This window comes from Microseira wollei NIES-4236, assembly GCF_020521235.1.
Classification (GTDB): domain Bacteria; phylum Cyanobacteriota; class Cyanobacteriia; order Cyanobacteriales; family Aerosakkonemataceae; genus Microseira; species Microseira wollei.
Genome location: NZ_BLAY01000019.1, coordinates 1 through 21,241, shown reverse-complemented (window position 1 = coordinate 21,241; position 21,241 = coordinate 1). Strand labels below are relative to the sequence as shown.

The 21,241-nt window shown below is 46.0% G+C and carries 20 protein-coding genes and 1 pseudogene; 10 read left to right on the top strand and 11 right to left on the bottom strand.

Annotated features, from left to right (window positions below; genetic code table 11):
* Window positions 1–11 precede the first annotated feature (11 nt).
* The 3 genes and pseudogenes from MiSe_RS08285 to MiSe_RS08275 all read left to right on the top strand — a co-directional run.
* Window positions 12–146 (top strand): annotated as a pseudogene (locus MiSe_RS08285) (YnfA family protein); the annotation flags it as partial.
* Between the two features lie 224 nt (window positions 147–370).
* Window positions 371–1,573: a hypothetical protein gene (locus MiSe_RS08280; protein ID WP_226577312.1), complete on the top strand. Its 1,203-nt coding sequence runs from the start codon at window positions 371–373 to the stop codon at window positions 1,571–1,573.
* A 34-nt stretch (window positions 1,574–1,607) separates the two neighbouring features.
* Complete coding sequence (locus MiSe_RS08275; RefSeq protein WP_226577308.1) at window positions 1,608–1,841, top strand: hypothetical protein; 234 nt, start codon at window positions 1,608–1,610, stop codon at window positions 1,839–1,841.
* Window positions 1,842–1,875: 34 nt separating this feature from the next.
* On the opposite strand, the gene MiSe_RS08270 is transcribed toward MiSe_RS08275, so the two are convergent.
* The 6 genes from MiSe_RS08270 to MiSe_RS08245 form a co-directional block, all read right to left on the bottom strand.
* A complete protein-coding gene (locus MiSe_RS08270; RefSeq protein WP_226577306.1) occupies window positions 1,876–2,187 on the bottom strand; it encodes a hypothetical protein in 312 nt (103 codons plus the stop codon).
* 33 nt (window positions 2,188–2,220) lie between these two features.
* Window positions 2,221–4,035 (bottom strand): CHASE2 domain-containing protein, encoded by a 1,815-nt coding sequence (locus tag MiSe_RS08265; RefSeq protein WP_226577303.1) that lies wholly within the window; start codon window positions 4,033–4,035, stop codon window positions 2,221–2,223.
* A 129-nt stretch (window positions 4,036–4,164) separates the two neighbouring features.
* Complete coding sequence (locus tag MiSe_RS08260) at window positions 4,165–5,004, bottom strand: FecR family protein (RefSeq protein ID WP_226577300.1); 840 nt, start codon at window positions 5,002–5,004, stop codon at window positions 4,165–4,167.
* A 142-nt stretch (window positions 5,005–5,146) separates the two neighbouring features.
* A complete protein-coding gene (locus MiSe_RS08255) occupies window positions 5,147–5,476 on the bottom strand; it encodes a ribulose bisphosphate carboxylase small subunit (RefSeq protein ID WP_226577297.1) in 330 nt (109 codons plus the stop codon).
* 150 nt (window positions 5,477–5,626) lie between these two features.
* Window positions 5,627–6,010, bottom strand: coding sequence for a RuBisCO chaperone RbcX (gene rcbX / locus MiSe_RS08250; protein ID WP_226577295.1), 384 nt, complete (start codon window positions 6,008–6,010; stop codon window positions 5,627–5,629).
* Between the two features lie 136 nt (window positions 6,011–6,146).
* Window positions 6,147–7,577, bottom strand: coding sequence for a form I ribulose bisphosphate carboxylase large subunit (locus MiSe_RS08245; RefSeq protein ID WP_226577292.1), 1,431 nt, complete (start codon window positions 7,575–7,577; stop codon window positions 6,147–6,149).
* 357 nt (window positions 7,578–7,934) lie between these two features.
* Here MiSe_RS08245 and MiSe_RS08240 point away from each other — a divergent pair, with 357 nt between their 5' ends.
* Window positions 7,935–9,005 carry a ligand-binding sensor domain-containing protein gene (locus MiSe_RS08240; protein ID WP_226577289.1) on the top strand — a complete coding sequence of 357 codons (1,071 nt, stop codon included), beginning with the start codon at window positions 7,935–7,937 and terminating at the stop codon, window positions 9,003–9,005.
* A gap of 56 nt (window positions 9,006–9,061) precedes the next feature.
* Entirely contained in the window at window positions 9,062–9,838 is a 777-nt protein-coding gene (gene panB / locus MiSe_RS08235) for a 3-methyl-2-oxobutanoate hydroxymethyltransferase (protein WP_226577286.1), read from the top strand.
* Between the two features lie 235 nt (window positions 9,839–10,073).
* Here the strand turns inward: panB and MiSe_RS08230 are convergent, their stop codons facing one another.
* The gene (locus tag MiSe_RS08230; RefSeq protein ID WP_226577283.1) at window positions 10,074–10,781 is read right to left on the bottom strand and encodes a hypothetical protein; all 708 of its coding nucleotides are present in this window, start codon (window positions 10,779–10,781) and stop codon (window positions 10,074–10,076) included.
* A gap of 282 nt (window positions 10,782–11,063) precedes the next feature.
* Window positions 11,064–12,578, bottom strand: coding sequence for a hypothetical protein (locus MiSe_RS08225; protein ID WP_226577280.1), 1,515 nt, complete (start codon window positions 12,576–12,578; stop codon window positions 11,064–11,066).
* A 55-nt stretch (window positions 12,579–12,633) separates the two neighbouring features.
* Here MiSe_RS08225 and MiSe_RS08220 point away from each other — a divergent pair, with 55 nt between their 5' ends.
* Complete coding sequence (locus MiSe_RS08220) at window positions 12,634–14,253, top strand: ArnT family glycosyltransferase (protein ID WP_226577472.1); 1,620 nt, start codon at window positions 12,634–12,636, stop codon at window positions 14,251–14,253.
* Window positions 14,254–14,296: 43 nt separating this feature from the next.
* On the opposite strand, the gene MiSe_RS08215 is transcribed toward MiSe_RS08220, so the two are convergent.
* Complete coding sequence (locus MiSe_RS08215; protein ID WP_226577277.1) at window positions 14,297–14,680, bottom strand: hypothetical protein; 384 nt, start codon at window positions 14,678–14,680, stop codon at window positions 14,297–14,299.
* A 430-nt stretch (window positions 14,681–15,110) separates the two neighbouring features.
* Between MiSe_RS08215 and MiSe_RS08210 the strand changes: the two genes are divergently transcribed.
* Window positions 15,111–17,051, top strand: a complete 1,941-nt coding sequence (locus MiSe_RS08210; protein ID WP_226577274.1) for a chloride channel protein — start codon at window positions 15,111–15,113, stop codon at window positions 17,049–17,051.
* A 204-nt stretch (window positions 17,052–17,255) separates the two neighbouring features.
* Here MiSe_RS08210 and MiSe_RS08205 read toward each other — a convergent pair whose 3' ends face one another.
* Window positions 17,256–17,654 (bottom strand): AbrB family transcriptional regulator, encoded by a 399-nt coding sequence (locus MiSe_RS08205; protein WP_226577272.1) that lies wholly within the window; start codon window positions 17,652–17,654, stop codon window positions 17,256–17,258.
* A 348-nt stretch (window positions 17,655–18,002) separates the two neighbouring features.
* Between MiSe_RS08205 and MiSe_RS08200 the strand changes: the two genes are divergently transcribed.
* The 3 genes from MiSe_RS08200 to MiSe_RS08190 are packed head-to-tail and all read left to right on the top strand — an operon-like array spanning window position 18,003 to window position 19,886.
* Window positions 18,003–18,446 carry an Rrf2 family transcriptional regulator gene (locus MiSe_RS08200; protein ID WP_226577469.1) on the top strand — a complete coding sequence of 148 codons (444 nt, stop codon included), beginning with the start codon at window positions 18,003–18,005 and terminating at the stop codon, window positions 18,444–18,446.
* Window positions 18,447–18,476: 30 nt separating this feature from the next.
* A complete protein-coding gene (gene cbiB, locus MiSe_RS08195; protein WP_226577269.1) occupies window positions 18,477–19,481 on the top strand; it encodes an adenosylcobinamide-phosphate synthase CbiB in 1,005 nt (334 codons plus the stop codon).
* A gap of 30 nt (window positions 19,482–19,511) precedes the next feature.
* Window positions 19,512–19,886 (top strand): hypothetical protein, encoded by a 375-nt coding sequence (locus MiSe_RS08190; RefSeq protein WP_226577267.1) that lies wholly within the window; start codon window positions 19,512–19,514, stop codon window positions 19,884–19,886.
* A gap of 337 nt (window positions 19,887–20,223) precedes the next feature.
* Here MiSe_RS08190 and MiSe_RS08185 read toward each other — a convergent pair.
* Window positions 20,224–21,241 (bottom strand): choice-of-anchor D domain-containing protein (locus MiSe_RS08185; protein WP_226577264.1); only part of this gene is annotated, 1,018 nt, incomplete at its 5' end.

Here is a 21,241-nt window from a genome sequence, read left to right as displayed (position 1 = left end):
GAGAGTGTCAAGGAGGTATTTTTATTATCCTCTCGATTCTTTGGGGTTGGAAAGTCGATAAGGTTCCCCCAGACCGCTATGATTATTTAGGATCGGGTATTATTCTTTTAGGCGTTTGGGTGATGATGTATCTGCGAAAAAGTTAGTTTTTATACACCAGGCTAAAAGAAACCCGGTTTCTCGGAAAAATCCTAGGTTTGGCGACTAAATATGAATGAAGAAACCGGGTTTCTGTCGCCGCCCTAAAAGAAACCCGGTTTCTCGGAAAAATCCTAGGTTTGGCGACTAAATATGAATGAAGAAACCGGGTTTCTGTCGCCGCCTGCCTAATTCCAGATGATATTCTTTGATTTTTAGGAGTTATTTAAGCATGAAGCTGGCATTTTTATGGCGAAATTTAGGTAATTCAGTCGTTTACTATCCCCAACTGGCTAAGGTAACTGGTGGGGTGACGGCGGCGGTTTTCTTTTGTCAGCTTGTCCAATGGCAGGCTCAATTAAATAATACCGATGAATGGGTGAGAATGAGTTTTGATGAAATTGAGCGCGAGACGGGTTTGAGTCGGGTGGAACAGCAATATGCTAGGAGTCAATTGCTTAAGCGATCGCTCATCCAAGAACGCGCTTGCGATAACAGCAATGTCGTAGAGTTTTGGCCTAATATTGATGCGTTTGAAACGATTTTAGAGGCTTTTTGCGATGAAGATTATAAAAATCACTATCAAGTTAGTAATGGTAAAAACGATCGCGCTTCTCTAGAAGTGGAAACAGTTAAAACGGATAAGTTTTTTCCCGTTCAGCGTCAGCCAATTTCAGTCAAAGTAAATCCTAATTATCAATTTAGCGGTCCTTGGAATTCTCAAGAGCAATTTGAGCAGTTTCAACGAGCTTTATTAGAATACTTTAAAGAGAAAGGATACGATAACCCTGGTGGATGTGTTTTTAAAATTATAGATGGTATGACCAAAGGTTTGGTATCGCCGTTTTGGGATGAATTTATTTCAGTAATTCCGCTAGGATCTAGTCAAAAAGTTAAGCGAGAGTGGGAAATTGAACCAGGAATTCCTTATCCAGTTTTTGAAGAGGAACGCATTCAATACTACGTTCATAAAGGAGAACCATTGGAGGTTGCAGTTGCAAAAGCACGTTCAGATTTAAGAGATCCGGTACTAGGAAAAAATTTGTGGGAGGGATTCTTGAGGAAATGCGATCGCATCGCCGATGAAGCCATCAAAGCGAAAAAATTAGGAGTAACAACACCTTATCTACCCCCCTCTTTTACAAATAAACCTGAAATCACCAAAGAAAGTGTCATGAATAAACTAGCTGCTGTTGCTCCTGACTTTTCTCTAGAATCATCCAGTACAGCATCTTTACCTGACAGTCGTTTAGAATTGACAGAAGTTGAGGATAAATCACCCGCTTCTACCTGCGATATTCCCAGTCTTGCTGCTTTACAGTCAGCTTATAAAACTCCTATGGGTCGCACTTTAGTTGAACGGCAAATTGCCGAACACCCAGAATGGGGATACGGAATTGTAGATGGTGAAGTGGTGGATTTAATGCCTTTTTAGTCATAAAATAAAAAATGCCAGGAGATAATTTGCCATGAAACACATTCGTGACATAGATCCGCTTGTTCCGGGACGCCCTACTCTTTCATACCAAGAAAGAGAACATCTCAGTAAGGCTAGATTGCAGCAACAGAAAGAGGATGGATATCAACAATTAGTTGAACTTTGTCGTCTGGGTGAGTACGACGCAGCACGGCAACTTGCCAACCGAAATTCTCGCTGGGGTTATCAAATAGTTGGCGGTGAAGTAATGGAGAAAATCGACTAGAGAAGCTGTTTTAACTCGAATGGTGGTGACAGTCTCAATAAAAATATTCCAGTAATTCCCAAAAACTTAGCTCGCTGTTTGCTATCCAAAACTCGGCAAGATCGCTTTGTCTGAGGTGTATGAGAGTGTCGTCAGGTAAATTTCTAGCTTTTAGTTCATTCAGAAACATATCCCAGTTGGCTTCAAAAAAGGGAACTTGTTTGAGTTTCTCATATCTGATTAGTTCTGCCTGTTGAATCTCTTGAGCAGTTCCCACTAACCGGGGAAGTTGCAAAAGGATGGACAAATTCCTTACTTCATTTTCGTTCATGATGAAATAATTGAATGCAAAGTAATCAGCTGACATTACTCCTATTAGCAATTAGCAAGCAATTAGCAATTAGCAATTAGCAATTAGCAATGACTTTTCGCCCAATATAGAACAAATAATTGTTTCTTGCTTTCTACCTCGCAGTTGAATGCTTTTGACGGGTTTTGCATCGTACTGATCGCTGACATATTCCCAAGTCTCGTTAGTGATTAAAATCCCATAGGGATTATCTTCTTTTACTTCTTTATTCATCGCCTCCAGTCGCGCCGCCACATTAACTGTATCGCCCAAAACGGAAAAATTCAAACGCTTCCCACCGCCAACGCTACCTGCTATAATAGCTCCAGTATGAACGCCAATTCCAAATTTAATTATTGGCTTTTTTTCGGTTTCAAATTGCTGATTTAATTTTTGCAGTCGTTCGTACATGTCCAAACAAGCAGCGATGCAATTTAAAGCATCTTGTTTAATTTCTTCCGGTTTAGTGCGCGGAAACGGGATGCCGAAAATTGCCATAATTGCATCCCCGATATATTTATCGATGACGCCGCCACGATTCATAATACACTCGCTCATCGCATTCAGGTATTGGTTCAGCCAAGGCATTAATTCGCGGGGCGATAATTGCTCTGAAATAGTCGTAAAACCGCGAATATCCATAAATAAAACTGTGGCTACCATTTCTTGCGGTTGCAATTCGCCATTTTTAATTATTTCGTCTTTGCGCTGCCAAATTAAGTTAGCAGTTTCTTTCGCCATGTATTTTTCAAATAGGCTCATTAATTGTTGCTTTTCCTGTTGTTCTCGCAGTTGCAAACCAATTCCAGCCAATACAATTGTACCCATAGGCGCAGCAATAGGAAGCCACCCAGAATTGAAGGCAAATAAGGCTATTGAAATACCATACCAAGATAGGGGGAGAAGGATTGCGATCGCTATCCTTCTCTCTGCACCCAATTTTGACAATATCCCGCTAGTAATGGGGCCAATTAAAAGCAATAAAACTGCGGTTTTCCAGTCTGGTAAAGGTTGCAGCAATCGATTATTTAGCAAGTTATCGATCGCGGCTGCATGAAGGTAAACGCCGCTAGTTGGTGGGATTTGATTTAACGGCGTCACCAACGGATCGAAACCAGTTGCGGTTATTCCTACTAATACAAATTTGCCAGTAAAAGCATCTTTAGATACTTTACCTTCTAGCACATCCGCAAATGAATAAGTCGGCAAAGATTGCGTTTTTCCAGGCCAATTTAACCAAACTTGCTGAAATTCTTGACTGTCCTGAATAGGGATTGTTAAAGACTGGTCTGGATTATCGGTATTGTAGAGTTGCAGCATCGCCACTCCCAGGGATGGAATACCCCGCACGAATAGCGCCGCCTGACGGCTAATGCCATCTGTATCTACCCTGTGCCAGATCTGACCCCGCGAGGCGGCGGCTTCGTCCAAAATTGAGATGATGGGGATGATTTTTCCCCTATCATCCCAAGGTTCAGCCAAAATTACATTACCGCTAGCGCGGATGGCGTCGGCAAGTTGGCTATCGTCGGGACTAGGTTCAGCAAATATAATGTCCAAACCAACTGCTGCGGGACGAGAAGGGGAGAGTGCTTGTAATAGTTTAGTGTAGCGATCGCGCGCAAACGGAAATCTCCCCAACTTCCTCAAACTCGCTTCATCAATTGCGATAACTGCTATCCGTTTATCCCAATTTGGCTTGGGTAAAATTCCCATATCCCGAATTTGAAACAGCGAGTTATAACCCACTTGTTCCAAAGCTTTCCACCCACCCAACTGCCACACAACCAAGGAAATAATAGCAGCAATAAATCCAGGCAATAGTGCCTGAATGCGGGCAATATAACGAGACAACTCATTTTTCATTAGTTATTAAACCAAGTTGCTATTTATAACTATAATGCCTTTAAAAATAGCTGGCTAATTGCTAATTGCTCATCGGAATATTTTACACTTATACCAGCCATTAACTATTAGCCATTAGCTATTAGCATTTTACCTTAGTAATCTTGCACCAATCTCGTGAGATTCCTGTTTTCCCAGGGGACTGCGAATCACTATCCTGTAGTCAGAATTAGCTGGTCTGGGTAGTATTGTGTCAATTTTGCCTGTTTTATCCATTTCTAAAGGCTGGTCGTTTAAAAATACCAAATTCAGCGGATCGACCGTACAAATTAATCGCACTCTGTTTTGATTGATAGGTGATAAACTAATCAACTCGTACTTCAAGTTTTCTTGCGTTAATTTGGGTGGAGTTGGGGGATCTCCGGGAAAAACTAGGGAAGAATAGCCACCATTTACCGTCACCGTTCGCCCTTTTGCAGAAGTAGCAACTGCGCCTTCAAGGGTAGAAACTCCTGTTTTACCACCTGGACCAACACCGACGCCAAATTCAGTCCCGCGAACCCCTGTAACCCCTGCTGGACTGCTAATTTCCAGGCGCGAATTTAGGTTGGTCAAGGGTCGCGCTTGCACCCTTGCTTGTCCTCTGGGTACGGAAAGGCGCGTCACTTTGCCGCCATTGGCAACCATAGAAAGACTTTGGACTTGCACGGTGGTTAATTCAGCGACATTGATCGTAGCAATTCCACTATCTACAGCCAAAACCGCACTAGATTGTCTACCTGTAGATATTTGCTGACCGGGGGAAGTTAAGCGATCGCCTACTCGTGCTGGTCTTCCTTGATACGTGACCGTACCGCGAATCTGCCTAACTTCTACCGCTCGACTAGCAGGTAGCTGAATATCTCTAGCCAGCAAGGGTATAGAAAAGGTTAATAATATACCGACAATTAGTAATGCTACCAATCTAGAAATTTGAGGAAGAGATTTCATCGCGCCACCATATCAATAACGCAAATCTATATTAGCCTCTTCCTCTCTTGTCCTTCTTTATCCGGAAGCAAGAGAAAAAGTAGGGACAAAAACTGTCCCTACCTCCTCAAGGTTTAACTATTCTTTGTTTGCGGTTTCAGATTTAGAAACGGTTGGGTTTGTGAACGATGAAGCTGAGAACTTGGCACTGCTTCACGTTATCGAAACCCATGACGCGGATAAAGCAGTTGCCGTACTCAGCGCGGCAAGCTTTGATTTCACTCAACACTTCGTTGGTGGTGGTGGCGTTGAACAAAGGAAGCTTCCACAGCGTCCAGTAGTGCTGAGTCGGTTCGGAACTTTCGCTGAATTCCACACCGGGAATGTAGCCCTTATCCAGAATGTACTGGAGTTGACGGGTAATTTGGGCATCCGAAAGGGGGGGCAGGTAAGAGAGAGTCTCGAAACGGCGCTCTTTAGGTAGAGTTTGCATGGCTTCCTTCGTGTCTGTCTGATGTTTTTACGGTTGTTGGTAATTGGTAATTGGTAATTGGTAATTGCTAATTGCTAATTGCTAATTGCTAATTCTGGGAATATTCCCATTACCCATTACCCATTACCCATTACCCATTACCAAGATCGGCTAAGATTCTTTTTCCTCTTTGGGATAGGTGCTGGAGTCAGTGACGCCTTGTTGTACGAGTCGCTCTAGATGATGGCGCTGATGTTCCATATTGGCTTGCTCAATTCCAGAGCGAACCATTTCTGGTAAGTAGTCGGCGACTTCTTCTGCCAGGTGCTTTCGCAACGTCATTAGCCTAAATGCCAAGTCTTGCTTTTCTTGCAGCAGCGCTTGCAGGAAGGCTTCTCCGTCTTGGACGCTGTGGCGAGAGGCGAAGCCACTCAACCACAACGCTTGGGGCGGGTTGGTTTCGCTCAGCTGAGCCATTACGGTTTTCAGCGCTTGATACGTCAAGTAGCTGCTCAGTACCTTAGACGTGTCTTTGGCAACTTGTTTTAAGTCCATGAACTGACCCCAGCTTGAATTTCAGATTTTAAATTTTTCGATCTTAGATGAGGGATATCAGCGCAGCAATCAAAATCGCTACCAACTTCAGATTTCCCTCAACATCTAAAATCTCAAATCCAAAATCCAAAATCGCTTAGAGGGTGTCAACGGCTTGGAACTCGAACTTGATTTCCTTCCACAGTTCGCAAGCTGCGGCGAGTTCGGGACTCCACTTGCAAGCTTCGCGGATTACGTCGCCACCTTCGCGCATTAACTCGCGACCTTCGTTGCGTGCTTGGACGCAAGCTTCCAACGCGACGCGGTTTGCGGTAGCGCCAGGAGCGTTACCCCAGGGGTGACCCAAGGTGCCGCCGCCGAATTGCAAGCAAGCATCATCTTGGAAAATTTCTACCAGCGCGGGCATGTGCCATACGTGGATACCGCCGGAAGCTACCGGGAATACTCCAGGCATAGAAGCCCAATCTTGGGTGAAGAAAATACCGCGAGAGCGGTCTTCTTCGATGTAGTTTTCGCGCATCAGATCGACAAAGCCCATCGTGATCGCTTGGTCGCCTTCCAACTTACCAACTACGGTACCGGAGTGCAGGTGGTCACCACCAGACATCCGCAAGCACTTGGCGAGTACGCGGAAGTGGATACCGTGGTTCTTCTGACGGTCGATTACGGCGTGCATCGCGCGGTGGATGTGGAGCAACAAACCGTTATCGCGGCAGAAGCGTGCCAGAGATGTGTTAGCTGTGAAACCACCCGTCAGGTAGTCGTGCATGATGATCGGGGTTTTGATTTCTTTAGCGAATTCAGCCCGCTTCATCATTTCTTCGTTGGTGGGGGCAGTCACGTTCAGGTAGTGACCTTTGATTTCCCCGGTTTCAGCTTGAGCTTTTTCGATGGCTTCTTGAACGAACAGGAAGCGATCGCGCCACCGCATGAAAGGCTGGGAGTTGATGTTTTCGTCGTCTTTGGTTAAGTCCAAACCGCCGCGCAGACATTCATAAACTGCACGTCCGTAGTTCTTCGCAGACAAACCGAGTTTCGGCTTAATCGTACAGCCCAGCAGGGGACGACCGTACTTGTTCAACTTGTCGCGTTCAACGGTGATCCCGTGGGGTGGCCCTTGGAACGTCTTCAGGTAGGCTACGGGAATCCGCAGGTCTTCCAAACGCAGGGCTTTGAGGGCTTTGAAACCAAACACGTTACCTACGATGGAGGTTAACATGTTAGTTACGGAGCCTTCTTCAAACAGATCCAGCGGATAGGCGACGAAGCAGAAGAATTGGTTGTCTTCGCCTGCAACTGGCTCGATGTCGTAGCAACGGCCTTTGTAACGATCCAGGTCGGTGAGCAGGTCAGTCCACACAGTTGTCCAAGTACCAGTGGAGGATTCTGCTGCTACTGCTGCACCCGCTTCTTCGGGAGGAACTCCGGGCTGCGGCGTGACGCGGAAACACGCCAAAATATCAGTATCTTTGGGAGTGTAATCGGGAGTGTAATAAGTCAGCCGATAATCTTTTACGCCAGCCTTATACCCAGATTTGGACTGAGTTGCAGTTCTTGAATAGGACATGTCTTCCTTCCCAGGAGTCTCTCGAATTCTGATTGCCTGATTGGCTCGTCGTTTTACACTATACCAATAAAGCAATAAGTTAAACTTCAAATTTTCTTTAGATTTTCATAATTATTTATAATACTTTAAGATTTATTACAATATTTTGCATTATTTGTTACAGAAAACTCCCGGCGATCGTGGTTACCAGGTATACTCAACTTTTGTGCCAGGAAAGGCGAAATGGGTCAGATGCCAGCAGCAGTATATGTTATGGAAAAGTGAAGCCTCAGCAATTGCACTTTGAGGGCTGGATAAATTAGAAACAACTTGCACGTATAGAGCGCTCGCGAGCAAGTCTTTGCAGGAGGTGTATTTATGCCAAGGTTGAGCGTACGCAGTATTTACCTAAGTGCCATCCTGGTGGCGGTAGGAGGAATTTTTGGGCAAATTGGGATGAATAGCAGCGTTTTAGCCCAATCTACCCTCAGAAACGATCCAACTCCCCTTTATCCACCCACCGCGCCGCCACCGAATGTAGATCCGCGCCGAATACAGCGCCGTCCTTTAGAAACCGATTATCGAGTCAGTGCCTTGCAACGGGATATAAATGGTAACCTCTGGGTAGGCTCGTGGCGGGGATTGGCGCGACTCGACCCCAATACCGGCAGCGTTTTGGCGCGGATTAGTTTAGCCAACTTTACAATTTTCGCGCTCGCCCAAGATAAAGTAGGGCGGATCTGGGTCGGAACCTACGAAGGATTGCAGCGAGTAGACCCCCGCACCAACGAAACGACAGCGCAGAGTTACTTTTTCCCATCGCGTAAAGTTTTGTCGCTATTAATTGACAAGCGGGGTTACTTGTGGGTGGGAGGCGATCGCGGCTTAGCCTTAATTAGTCCAGACCAAGGACTATTGATGACCACCCTGCGAGACTTACCCGGAGTCAGCGCAAATGCGCTGAGTTTAGATCCAGAAGGTCAATTATGGGTAGGAACCTTAGATGGATTAGTCAGAGTGGATACAGCCAGCGCCTTTCCCATTAACCGCATCAAAGATCTGCCAGGTACGACAGTACAAGCACTCGCCACCGATTTGCGAGGTAGTCTTTGGGTAGGAACGCCCAACAGTTTAATCGAAATTGACCCAATCAACGGTAGAGTCTTGCGAACCGTCACCGAACTAGACCAACGAAATATTACAGCACTCCACGTAGACCAACTGGGTAGCCTCTGGGTCGGAACCGACAAAGGTTTATTTAGATACAACCCATACCGAGGCACATTGCTGGGCGAAGTAACTGGATTACCAGCCGCAAGAATACTAGCAATATCTGCCAACACCGATGATAAATTATGGGTCGGCACAAGCGAGGGACTAGCGTGGGTAGACACAATGACAGGTATCGCCACCCCCCATCAAAGTTTCAGTCGCAGCACCCCTGAATAAAACTCTCTCTTCTTCTTACCTCTGCGTCCTCTGCGTCTTTTGCGGTTCAAAAAAAAATGGTTATCAAAATCCGGCAATTAATTGAATGGAAACAACAAAAGCGCCCCATCGTAGTTTTAACTGCGTGGGATTACCCAATCGCCCAGATACTAGATCAAGCCGGAGTAGACTTAATTTTAGTCGGCGATTCTTTAGCAAGAGTAGCCCTGGGATATAAAAACGAATTGCCACTAACCCTAGATGAGATGATCCACCATGCCAAAGCAGTATGTCGGGGGGTAAAACAAGCTTTAGTTTTAGTAGATTTGCCGTTTTTAACTTATCAAGAAAGTCCGCAACAAGCGATTCATTCAGCAGGGCGAATTTTAAAAGAAACAGGGGCGCAGGCAGTAAAATTAGAAGGCGGATATCCGGCGATGGTAGAGACAGTATCCCGTTTAGTGCAAGCTGGAATTCCCGTAATGGGACATGTAGGGTTAACGCCGCAGTCGGTGTATCAGATAGGTTTGAAGCAGCAGGGGAAGACAAAAGAGGAAGCAGAGAGAATTTTAGGGGAAGCGATCGCTCTCGAACAAGCAGGCGCATTCGCCATGTTACTAGAACACATCCCCGCAGACTTAGCCGCACAAATTACCCAAAAACTATCAATACCCACAATAGGCATTGGTGCTGGTCCTGATTGCGATGGTCAAGTATTAGTCACCGCTGATATCTTGGGAATGGGAGAAAAATCCCCGCCATTTGCCAAAGCTTATGCTAATTTAAGCGCAATTATTACCCAAGCGGCGCAAGATTTCGCCACTGAAGTTAGAGAGAAAAAATTTCCCCGATAGTTGACAGTTGATAGTTGACAGTTGACAGTTACCTCGTCCTAAAGCTTATAGGATTGGGAAGGAGGGAAATTAATTTTTACTTTTACCCTGAAAGGGGGCTTTATAGCGAATTGCAGACGTATGAGGTACACCTTCGTTTGTGTAGCGGCAGCATTAATGCTGCCGCTACACAAACGAAGCGATAACGCTTTCCCTCATCCACTTGCAATCTGCTGTAAATTTTTTCTGGTAATTGCTAACAGCCGCCGGGACAAGGATTTTCGCAGCGGATATTTGTGGCTGGGATGCTTTCGATTTTTTTGCTGGTTAAATTGATGCGCCATGCTAGTCGCGCGGGATAAAAGTCGGCATTTTCGTAACCATTTGTTTGAGCGATCGCTACAAATAAATTTTGCGTTCTTCCTCGCCGCATCTGACACCCAATTTGGGCAAAATACTCACCTTGGCGAAGTTTGGGGACTGTTTGTGCATCTAAAACTGCGTTAATTGGTTCTCCCGTGCCATCGGGTCGATTGAGCATTCGCAGTTTTTCTTCTAAAATGACTACACCCCCAAAATTACTGCTTTCTGCACCTGGATTGACGAAGACAACGCTATATTTACAAACTGGATTTCCCACACAAGAACCTCCAACATACCAACCCGGTAGCGATTCATTACTGGGGGTTGTACGCTGAATTCTTTCAAAGGTCAATTGCCAGTAAGTCGCTAGCGCTTGGCTTTTATAAGCATTGCTTAAATTGCCCGACTGGTTAAATAAAGTTGCTGCTTGTTGGAAGTCTGCGATCGCGCCGCGATAATCTTCCCGACCTGTCTTAGCAATGCCTTGATTATAAACCTCTTCTGCCCTAGTTTGACTTCTTGGTTGAGCCTGCATTACCCCTGGGAAACATTCCAGGAGGGCGACTGCACTTAAAAATATAATACTTAAACGTTTAGTCATCTCATAAATTGATATTCTTGTCCTATTTTATGGCTTGGCTGTGGGAAACCGCGCCAATTTTAACCTAATTTAAAACAACTACAATATCACAAATAATTATTACTCTTTTCGCTGCCCGAATAATTAGTATTATTGAACCGCGTTAGCGAAAGCTAACGCTTGCGGATGCGCTTAGCGATTCAAGGGTAGCGAATTAGACGCGAAGTACACGAAGGAAGAAGAAGTCGGAAGAAGCGGATAATCTTCTACCGGGAAGGGAGTTTCTTGGCTTTGCGGCGAATGCTAACTTTCAGGTGGTCGCTCTTGCGTATGGGATACAGGTTTTGGTCCAGCGTTGCGAACATTGATAAACTTACCAAGCATATCGAACCAAAAAGGCGCACCCATTGCAATAGCGATCGCGCTCAAAATCCAACCTACAAGCCTTTTAAGATAAGAAAAAGACCATTTATTAATTCGCCATTCTTGACTTTCTTTTGCTTGTTGTTGCAGGTTAGCCTCACTCCAGCCAATAGGTAAGGAAACATTCTCCAAAGCTTGTTTAACGTTGTTTATATCATCCCCTTGGCGAGTGCGAATTGCCCTTTCTGTAATCGTAGTACGTAAAGCCGAATCTTTGGAGAGCCTGCTAACAATGTGAAACGTATCTGCATTAGTTGCGGTAGCGACTAGCATGCCAATTAAAATCGCCACGCCTTTAGCATTCCGCTTATAAACACCCGATGCGCGATCCATTGACCGATCGAACCAAGTTTCAATTTCTTTCTGAAAATGCTGTAATTCCTTGTCTACATCTTCAATTTTTATTTGAGTTCGTTTGGCAATAACAGAAATAGTTTCTACTAGAGAATCGGGCAAATTTTTCAGTATTTTTTCCTCAACTAAATTTTCAACTGAACCGTAGATTTCTGCGATTTTTCTATAACTTTCGCTGTTTGGCTCTGCCAAAGCTTTTTTCAGGATTTTATAATCTGCTAAAACTTCAGTGACGCTACGTTGTAAGCTTCTCAGCAATACAGCTTTATTGGTCGAATTAAAAGTCTGAATGCTCAAGGAGCTTATTCTGCGTAAAAGTTCGCTGTTTTCGGGGAGGAAATATCTGACATGATCTAGATAAATATTTAAAGTACCTTCGAGCCTACTGAGGCTAGTATTCAAAGTAGCTTTATTGTTTTTTAAATCTTGGACAATTCTCTTAAAACCTGTTTCTACTAAATTCAATTCTCGTTCCAGATGAGATTTAATTTCATCGCTTAAGTCTGGTTCGGGAAAAGAATGAACAATCGATTTTATATCCTCGATTAGCTCTAGGCTAAATTTTTCTAAGCTGACTCCACTAGCTTTTTGCAGCAGTTTCTGAATTCCTATTGTTTTAAACAGTGTCGTGGCAAATGTTTCGGCTTGTATGTAAGAAGGTCCGCTATCTTTATGTCCAAAAATTCTTTGGTTTACCTCCTCTTTTTTCTGCATCCAACAATACATTTTAAACCATAACGAACCGCCAAATTTAGCCAGGTTGCGAAACCAAGTTACAAGTGGCCCTCTGGCTTCCTGATTCAGCGTATTAATCAAGGGATCGTTGTAAAGTTCATTGGCGATAATTCTAGCTTTACTCAATTCTTTTTCCGCACTTTCGCCGCCTCCTACCAACAGTGATTCTATGGAGTTTTTTAAATGCTTGGCTCTCCACTGGACAAGGGTAGCAAGCAATTCTTGAATTTCCGAGGCGAGCAGACTCAAAATCAAGTAAATAAACAATAAACCGATAGCAATGTCTAATATTTGGGGTAAATTCATACTTGAATAGGTTTAAATTAGAAAGGTGTCCGGTATCATAGAGTTCAATGCAATTATGGGTGGTTCAAATTTGGCCTGGGGTAATGCCAAAAACAAATTTCGCGCGGGTGAAAAATGGAGCGAGGTTTTCTGTATTGTAGGATTGCTAGTGGCGGCAGTTGTGCTGTATGGAATTAATCTGGGAGGATTGGCGCTGCGGGATTGGGATGAGGGAATTGTAGCTCAAGTTGCCCGCGATATTTTCCATGCCCCGGCTGACTCTTTACGCTGGCTTTATCCAACCATAGCAGGAGAGCCATACCATAACAAGCCGCCGCTGATGCACCTGTTAATTGCATTGACTTATTCAATCGGTGGCGTGAATGAATGGACGACGCGGTTCCCAGGGGCAATGCTAACTGCTATTTCCGTACCGCTATTGTATGGGATTGGGCGGGAAATTTTTCCCCAACGCCTTGGGGCGATTTTCTCAGCTTTAATTTACCTGACTTTGCTACCCGTCGTGCGTCACGGACGTTTGGCGATGTTGGATGGGGCAATACTGTGCTTTTTTTTGTTAATGGTATGGTGTTTGTTACGCAGTCGCCGCGATTTGCGCTATTGTCTCGGCGTTGGTATTGGTTTCGGCTTGATCTGCCTGACTAAGGGTATTTTAGGAGTATTGTTGAGTGCGATCGCTTTCCTCTTCATCTTCTGGGATACACCCCGACTCCTGACATCTTTCTACCTCTGGAGCGGACTAATTATTGGCAGCATTCCAGTAGCGTTGTGGTATGCTGCCCAATTCTTACACTACGGTGAATCTTTTATCACAACCAGTCTCGTTCGTCAATCCTTGGAAAGGATTTGGACACCAGTAGAAAATCACACTGGGCCACCGTGGTATTATCTGCTGGAAATTCTAGAATCAAGCTGGCCTTGGCTGCTATTTTTACCCCAAAGTTTCCAACTAGCCTGGGAAAATCGCAATCTCGGCTGGGCTAAATTAATCTTGGTTTGGAGTAGCGTTTACTTATTGGCTATCTCCGCGATGACGACAAAACTCCCTTGGTACGTTTTGCCAGTTTACCCGGCTTTAGCCCTAGCAGGGGGTGCTTACTTAGCAGAAGTTTGGCATTTTCCCGCGACAAAATCTTACCCCCGTAGTTGGGTTGTTATTTTAGCATTGCTGGCTGTTGCGGGTTGGGGAGGTAGCGTTTACTTTGGCTTCTTCGCGCCGACGCGGGAAGCGGATATCGGATTAATTTTAGCTGCCGTGGCGATCGCAATGACGTTAGGGGCGGTTTTGGTGGCGCGTTGCGATCGCCAATTTATGGGTATATTATTTTGGGGGATGTACGTGTCGTTAATGCTACTGATGACTTCCCAACATTGGGTTTGGGAGTTAGCCGAAGCGTATCCGGTGAAACCCGTCGCCGAGATGATCCGGAATAGCGGGATGCGGTCGGGTGAAAAGATTTATACATCCTATCCTTACAATCGACCGGCGTTGAATTTTTATAGCGATCGCCAAGTCATCCCCGCTTCAGTTGATAATCTCAAACAACACTGGCAACAAGATTCTTCCCCCTACTTGCTCATCGATCCATCGACGCTGCAAAATCTAGCTCTAGAGCAGGTAAAACAGCTAGGAACCGTACCAGATTGGATGCTAATTACGCGCCAGAGAGCATAGGGCATAGGTTAAAAATTACCAATTACCCATTACCAATTACCCATTACCCATCCAAACTTTTTGTCACCCACTCCCAAAATTGGTGTAGGGGATTTTGCCGATCTTGCCTGCCCTCTGGCGTTGTTAAGGTAACCGCCAAGAAAATTGCACTACCTACAAGGACGATCGCCGCGAGGGGCTTACCAAAGCGGAAATCGCGGCGCATTCGAGCTAGAGGGCGACTCTGACGCCGCAGCATCTGGCTGTTGGGACGGCGTTTAAGCGGTACGGGATCGCGGACGTAATGACCGCTTTGACTCACTACAAAACGTTGCTCGCAATAGGGGCAAGTATAAAGTCCACTGCCCGCTCTGCCCAGCTTCATGGGTCTGGAACGATGGCAAATCGGGCAAACAGCGGAACGTCCATCAAATGTGTGAGCACTCATCAGAATTTCCTAATTTCCCCACCGGATGTGATTATTTTTAAGCGTTGAGCTGCTGACAGTGTGTTGATGCCAAGCGCCTCGATCCGAGTTTTTCCTGGTGATAGCTTGCGCCACCTGTAGTGACTTTTAGCAAGGCGCATCTCCACCCAACCCATCCTTGGTTTGAAGTGGTATCCAAACGCCGACGCCAGATAAACATTTTTAGCATTCGATACGGAATTATGAACCCTAAGATTTTTAACCGCATTGCCCCAAAAGTTTTGTTACGAGTAGTAACAGACGGATTGATTCAACCATCTTCTTCCCTAGTCTACCCTTGTTGACTTACCTTCCTGCAACCCCAGTGGGGTTCTTTATCTATACAATCAAATTGAGAAGCCAGTCACAAAATTTAAGCTTTCTCTAAGTACTAGATATAGTCGTCTCTATAATGTCATACCTACCTCCCGCTGCGGCCTCGCTGTCTGAATCGACAGCACTCAGAACGGGCACTTCTTGTCGCGTGCCTACTTCTACATCCAGACTCACCCGCCTACTTAACCATCTCCAGCCTTCCCCAGAAACAATGGTATTGATTTTGGCGGTGCTGATTGGAGGTGGATCGGGGATGGGTGTGGTCACGTTTCACTATTTGATCGAGCGGATCCACAGTTTGATGTTAGAAGATCTGATGGGTCACATCTCGGTTTGGGGTTCCTGGAGTTTAGCCTGCGTTCCCACTATCGGCGGATTGCTCATCGGACTAATGCGCTGGCGCTTGCAAGACTTTGGGCCGAGCATTTCTACTTTAATCGCCGCCACTGAGGACGCAAAACTTGCTTTGTCGCGGGAACTCAGACCCGTTACGAAGATGGTGGCAGCTGCGATTTCTCTCGGAACTGGCGCTTCTTTGGGGCCAGAAGGTCCTTCTGTGGAAATCGGCGCCAATTTTGGCATGTTAGTGGGTCAAGTGCTGCAAGTGTCCCGCGAACGCCACCGCCTGCTGTTGGGTGCTGGGGCGGCAGCTGGTTTGGCAGCTGGTTTTAACGCCCCCATTGCGGGCGTTTTTTTTGCCCTGGAGTTGGTTTTGGGGACAACTTTTGCCACTTCAGCCGTGAGCGTGGTGCTGCTAGCAGCCGTTGTAGCGGCGTTGGTTGCCCAAATTGGATTGGGTGCCCAACCTGCTTTTAGTTTGCCAGCCTATGACGTTCGCAGCCCTCTAGAATTGCCTCTTTATATGGGATTGGGTTTGCTCGCGAGTCTGGTATCTCTCACCTATACCCAAGCCATTCAACTGGCTCAACGCTGCTTTCGCGGTCAGGTAGCAGGGTTTGGCTGGTTGGGTCGTATTCCACGATACATTCATCCCGTAATTGGGGGACTCGGCGTCGGGTTGGTGGGTTTGCAGTTGCCCCAAATTCTCGGCATCGGCTACGAAACCGTTGGCGCGATGCTGCAAGATGTGAAATTTTCCCTCCAGTTGTTGCTGCTTTTGCTAGTCGTCAAGTTAGTGATGACCGCGTTTAGTTTGGGCAGCGGATTGGTGGGGGGTGTATTTGCTCCCGCGATGTTTTTGGGTGCTTCTTTGGGGGCAGCTTATGGAAAAATTTTGCCCTTATTGCTGCCTGGGTTAAGCCTACATATTGCCGCCCCACCCGCTTATGCCATGGTGGGAATGGCGGCGGTTTTGGCTGCTAGCGTCCGCGCTCCTTTAACGGCTATTTTGTTATTGTTCGAGATGACGCGGGACTATCGCATTGTTTTGCCTTTGATGGCGGCTGTGGGTTTAAGCGTGTGGCTGCTGGATACCATTAAGTCAAAGTCAACGGTAAATAAGGGCTTAAATCTCCAACAAATGGGCGTGAATGTGGAGAAAGACCAGAATCTGGAACTTTTAAAACAAATTCCAGTTTCGGCGGCGATGCTTAAACCTCGCCTGATGCTATCTAGCAGTTGCAGCGTGTTAGAAGCCGGTTTGGCGATGACGAACGAGCGCTGTCACACGGCTTTAGCAATCGATCAGGATTTAAAACTAATTGGTCTGGTCACGCTTCAGGATATCGATCGCGCGATCGCTGCCTCCGAATCCGATGCTTCTACAATCAATTTGGTCGATTTAACCCTCGCTGCGATCTGCACCAAGGATCTCCTCTATGCCTATGCAGATGAGCCGGTTGCTGATGCTTTAGACCGCATGGCAGCGCGAGGTTTGCATCAGCTTCCCGTGGTTGAACGCGACAACCTCAAACGGATTTTAGGCTTACTCGAAAAAGAAGGAATTACCCTGGCATGCGACGTTGCCGTTACTACTCGAGCAATTAACCGCTATCTCTCCCCTCCTGCACTGACTACCCAGGAGTTGCCTTTACCCAAACTCACCCAAACTGCCTGAACAACCTTTCAGGTATCCCTTGACCAAGTTATTAGTTTTTTGTAGGGTGGGCGAATGCTCACCCTACAACTTTTAGGGGATTTTGTCTTTGCTTGGGCATAGATAAGCAAACTATTCCCTTGCTGTACGCCTTGCCACACGGTATTTGGCGCTTAGGTCTTGAAGGTTGCGGTTGCTCTGGGCGAGATCGTAGCGGTGTAGTCTTTATTCCTCGTCCAGTTCGATGTCGTCTCCACCGATTTGTTTGAGACGAATGTGCTTGCGTCCTAAGGAAATTTCAAACTCATCTCCTGGTTTCAGCCCCATCTGTTTGGTGTAAGCCGAACCAATCAATAAGTTGCCGTTGGACTGGACGCTGATTCGATAACTTGCACTGCGTCCGCCGCGACCATTACCGCCTTGTTTGCTGTCTAACTGAATCCCCTCGGCATCTATGAGGGCATTCAAGAATTTCATCATGTTGACGCGCTCTACACCGTTTTTAGTCACGGTGTAGTAGCCGCAGGCTTTGGCTTTTTCCTCTTTGCTGAGATTTTCTAGCTCTTTGACTTTTCTCAGGAGAGCTTCCCCTTCTAGGGTTTCGATCTTTTGTGTTTTTGGCATTAACTTCTCTCTACAACAAATCCATCAAGTAATTTATAGTATCTTACTTTAGCTGAAATTCACACTGGTTGATATGAAGCTTTAGCTTTATATCAGCTTACACCCCTATGTTAGCCCTCCAAGGTAAAGTTCTTTAAAGATTGACTGGGGTCTGTTTAGTAGCATCTTTGTTGAATTGGGGTGAGGGAGGAGGGAGAGGGAGAGGGAAAATACTCGCGCCCAGTTCGTGGCAGATTGGTATGACCATCCCTGAAGCTGATGATCGGCAACAGAAAGCCGTTTGTGAAGGAAACGATCCTCAACTTGGTGGATGATAGACAAAGGAAGGTTTTGGTTACCGTAGCTCGAATGAAACTGACAACTCGCGCGCACTATAGTGTAAAGGCACTACTAGATTTGAGTTTACAGCCTGGATATGGCCCGACTTCTGTAAAAGCGATCGCTCGTCGCCAAGATATCCCCGCTCCCTATCTGGAAAAATTACTGATCGAGATGCGTCGCGCTGGGTTAGTTAACTCGGTTCGCGGCGCCCTGGGAGGATATCAATTAGCTCGTCAACCTGGGAAAATCTCTTTAGGACAAATTTTAGAAGCGGTGGGAGAAACGATTGAACCCCTACCTCACCACACTGCGGATGCAAAAGCAACTGAAGATTGGGTAACGCTGACGCTGTGGCGACAGTTGCACCAAAAGCTAAAAGAAGCGCTGTACGGTATTTCCCTAGAAGATCTTTACTATGATGCCCGCAGTTGGCAAGCTGCTTGTGGGGAAGAAACGAGTTTTGTTGTTTAGTAATTGCTAATCGGTAATGGGTAATGGGTGATGGGTAGTGGGAATTACCTGATTCTAGCCCTCGCTGCCAGTCTAGATTACCTGATTGGCGATCCTTGGGGATGGCCTCATCCAGTGCGAGGGATGGGATGGATAATATATCAGTTTGTTCGAGGCATTGTAAATAATCCCTTGGCAACAGAAGATGCTTATTTTACCAAAACAAGGATAATAACTCACCGACTAGCGGGAATAGTTTTAGCAATTGTACTGGTCATGGGTAGCGGCGGCTTGGGTTGGATAATTGTTCAAGCTGCTAGATTTATACATCCTTTATTGGGTGTGGCTCTCGAAAGCATAATCTTGGCAAGCTGTTTTGCCGCGAGGAGTTTAAGAGATGCTGCGGATGATGTTTTACAACCCCTGACTCAAGGAGATCTAGCGAAAGCACGTAAGACTTTAAGTAATTATGTCGGTCGCGATACAGAAAATTTATCTTCATCAGAAATTTTACGGGCGGTGTTGGAGACGGTGACGGAAAATGCGACCGATGGAGTGATGGCGCCGCTATTTTATGCGCTCGCTGGCTGTTTTATCCCAATGGTGGGTGCTGCACCCCTTGCTTTGGCTTATAAAGCTGCCAGTACCCTCGATTCAATGGTGGGTTATCGCGCCGCACCCTATACATATATAGGATGGTTTAGCGCCAAAATGGAGGACGTTTTAACTTGGCTTCCTTGTCGGTTAACGGTATTGACTTTAGCGCTTTTATCGGGTAAGCCTGGTTATGTTTTGCAAGTATGTCGGCGAGATGCAACTGCCGATCCGAGTCCGAATTCGGGTTGGAGTGAATGCGCTTATGCTGCTGTATTGGGCGTGCAGGTGGGAGGGATAAATTTCTATCGGGGAGTGGCGAAGCACAAACCGCTTTTGGCAGAAGCTATTCATCCGATTACGCCAGAACGAATTCAACAGGCGACTCGCTTGACAAGGAATTGCTTTTTGATTTGGTTAGCGATCGCCCAAACCGCGCTCATCTTGCTTGCTTGGCTTTAAAATGAGATAGGATTTCCCAGGTTGAACCGCATGGTGACGATAACATCCCAAGAAATTGCTCAGTATCGTTCGCAACTATCAGCTGATCCGGACGCCCTCAAAGCTTTGGATGTGATTGAAGACTGCGAGGGAGATCTGGAAGATGCAGCGATCGCGCTGGCAATTGGTGCGGGACAACAACCAGACACATCGGATAATTGGTTAGCGCTTTTAGCCAAACGGTGTCGCGTTCCCATCTGCGAAAAAGATTTTAGGGAAGATTTATTAAATGGCAACTGTACAAAGGCAGTAGAATATCTAGCCTCGACGAAACTTTGCCCGCAACTGTTGGTAGCGCCAGTGGTAATCTACGCGATCAAGACAGGGGTGAATCAGTTTTGCGAACCTTTGGAATATAAGCTCTAATCCGACGCTAGATCCCCGACTTCACCAGAAAAGTCGGGGATCTGGTGTGATGTTTGATGCTAAAGAAACCGGGTTTCTATGAAAAATCGTCGGTTTGGCAACCAGAGATCCCAGCTTGAAACCCGGTTTCTCGGAGCGGTTACAGCCTTAAGGCTTTGTTTGTGTAGCGGGTATTTAATACCCGCTACACAAACTTGCGGTGTACCTTTTATGGCTGCAATCCCCTCACGACTTACGCACCCAAAGCCAAAAACTTTGGTGATGCGTCAATCTCGCGAGTCGAAACCCACGATTTTTCCTATCACCAAAGTTTTTTTGCCTAAGTCCTGCCGCTGTATCAACCCAAGAGCGTAATATTCGATGCTGTTGGTTCGGCATCAAGGCGGACAATATCGACAGCACTACCAGCAGCATTTGCTACCGGATCGTAACCCAAATACCGATTTCCATCACTCGTGTAGAGGAAGAAAACCGGGTTGGTAGAACTACCTCGTTGTGTAGCTAATGCTGAATCTACCTCGCTAACATTAGCAAACGAAAGATTTGGAGCGAAAACGATCAGGTTATTGCCGCTAATGTCTGTACCGCTAGCATTCAGACTCGTAACGGTTACAGATGTGACATTAGAAATATTGCCGAAGCTGGATCTGGCAAATTGCAGTTGGTCTTCATTAGGAGCAAAGCCGGCGATCGCATCTACAACACCTGGTGCTGGAACGTTCCCCCATGCAATGATATCAGCTCCGCCACCCGGAGTGATAATTTCAACAGTATTACTATCTCCCCGAATGGTGTCCGCACTCGCGCTTCCATCAATGCGAGTTCCATTTGTCACCGTTGCACCAATTACAAAATCAAACGGATTTTCATCGGTGTCATCGTTATCAAACGACAAAACTCCTTCCAGATTTCCTGCCGCTGTAGTATTAACTTTTACCGTAAAAGTCAATTCTCCATTCGGTGGAATTGTAGAGGGAAAATCCCCGGACAAACGGAAACCATTAGGCAGTTGTAAATTACTCAAACTTACCGGAAATAAGGGGCTTGTATTTCTGAGCGTGAAGGTTCTAGATAAGTTTCCACCCAGCAAAATACTGCCGAAATTCAGGGCTGTTGTAGTACCATCCACCGTGCCAGTAGTACGATCAAGGACTTCAATTTCTCCCACAGATGTAGACGCCTGATTTACCGTAGCTTTGATGATGAAATTAAACGGATTCTCATCCGTATCACTCGTATTAAAAGAAATCGTTCCTTCCCGATTAGCTGCGGTTGCTGTATTGACATTAATCGTAAAAGAACCCGTGGCGTTTGGTGCGATGGTTGCCGGAAAGTCGCCTTGTAAACTAAACCCT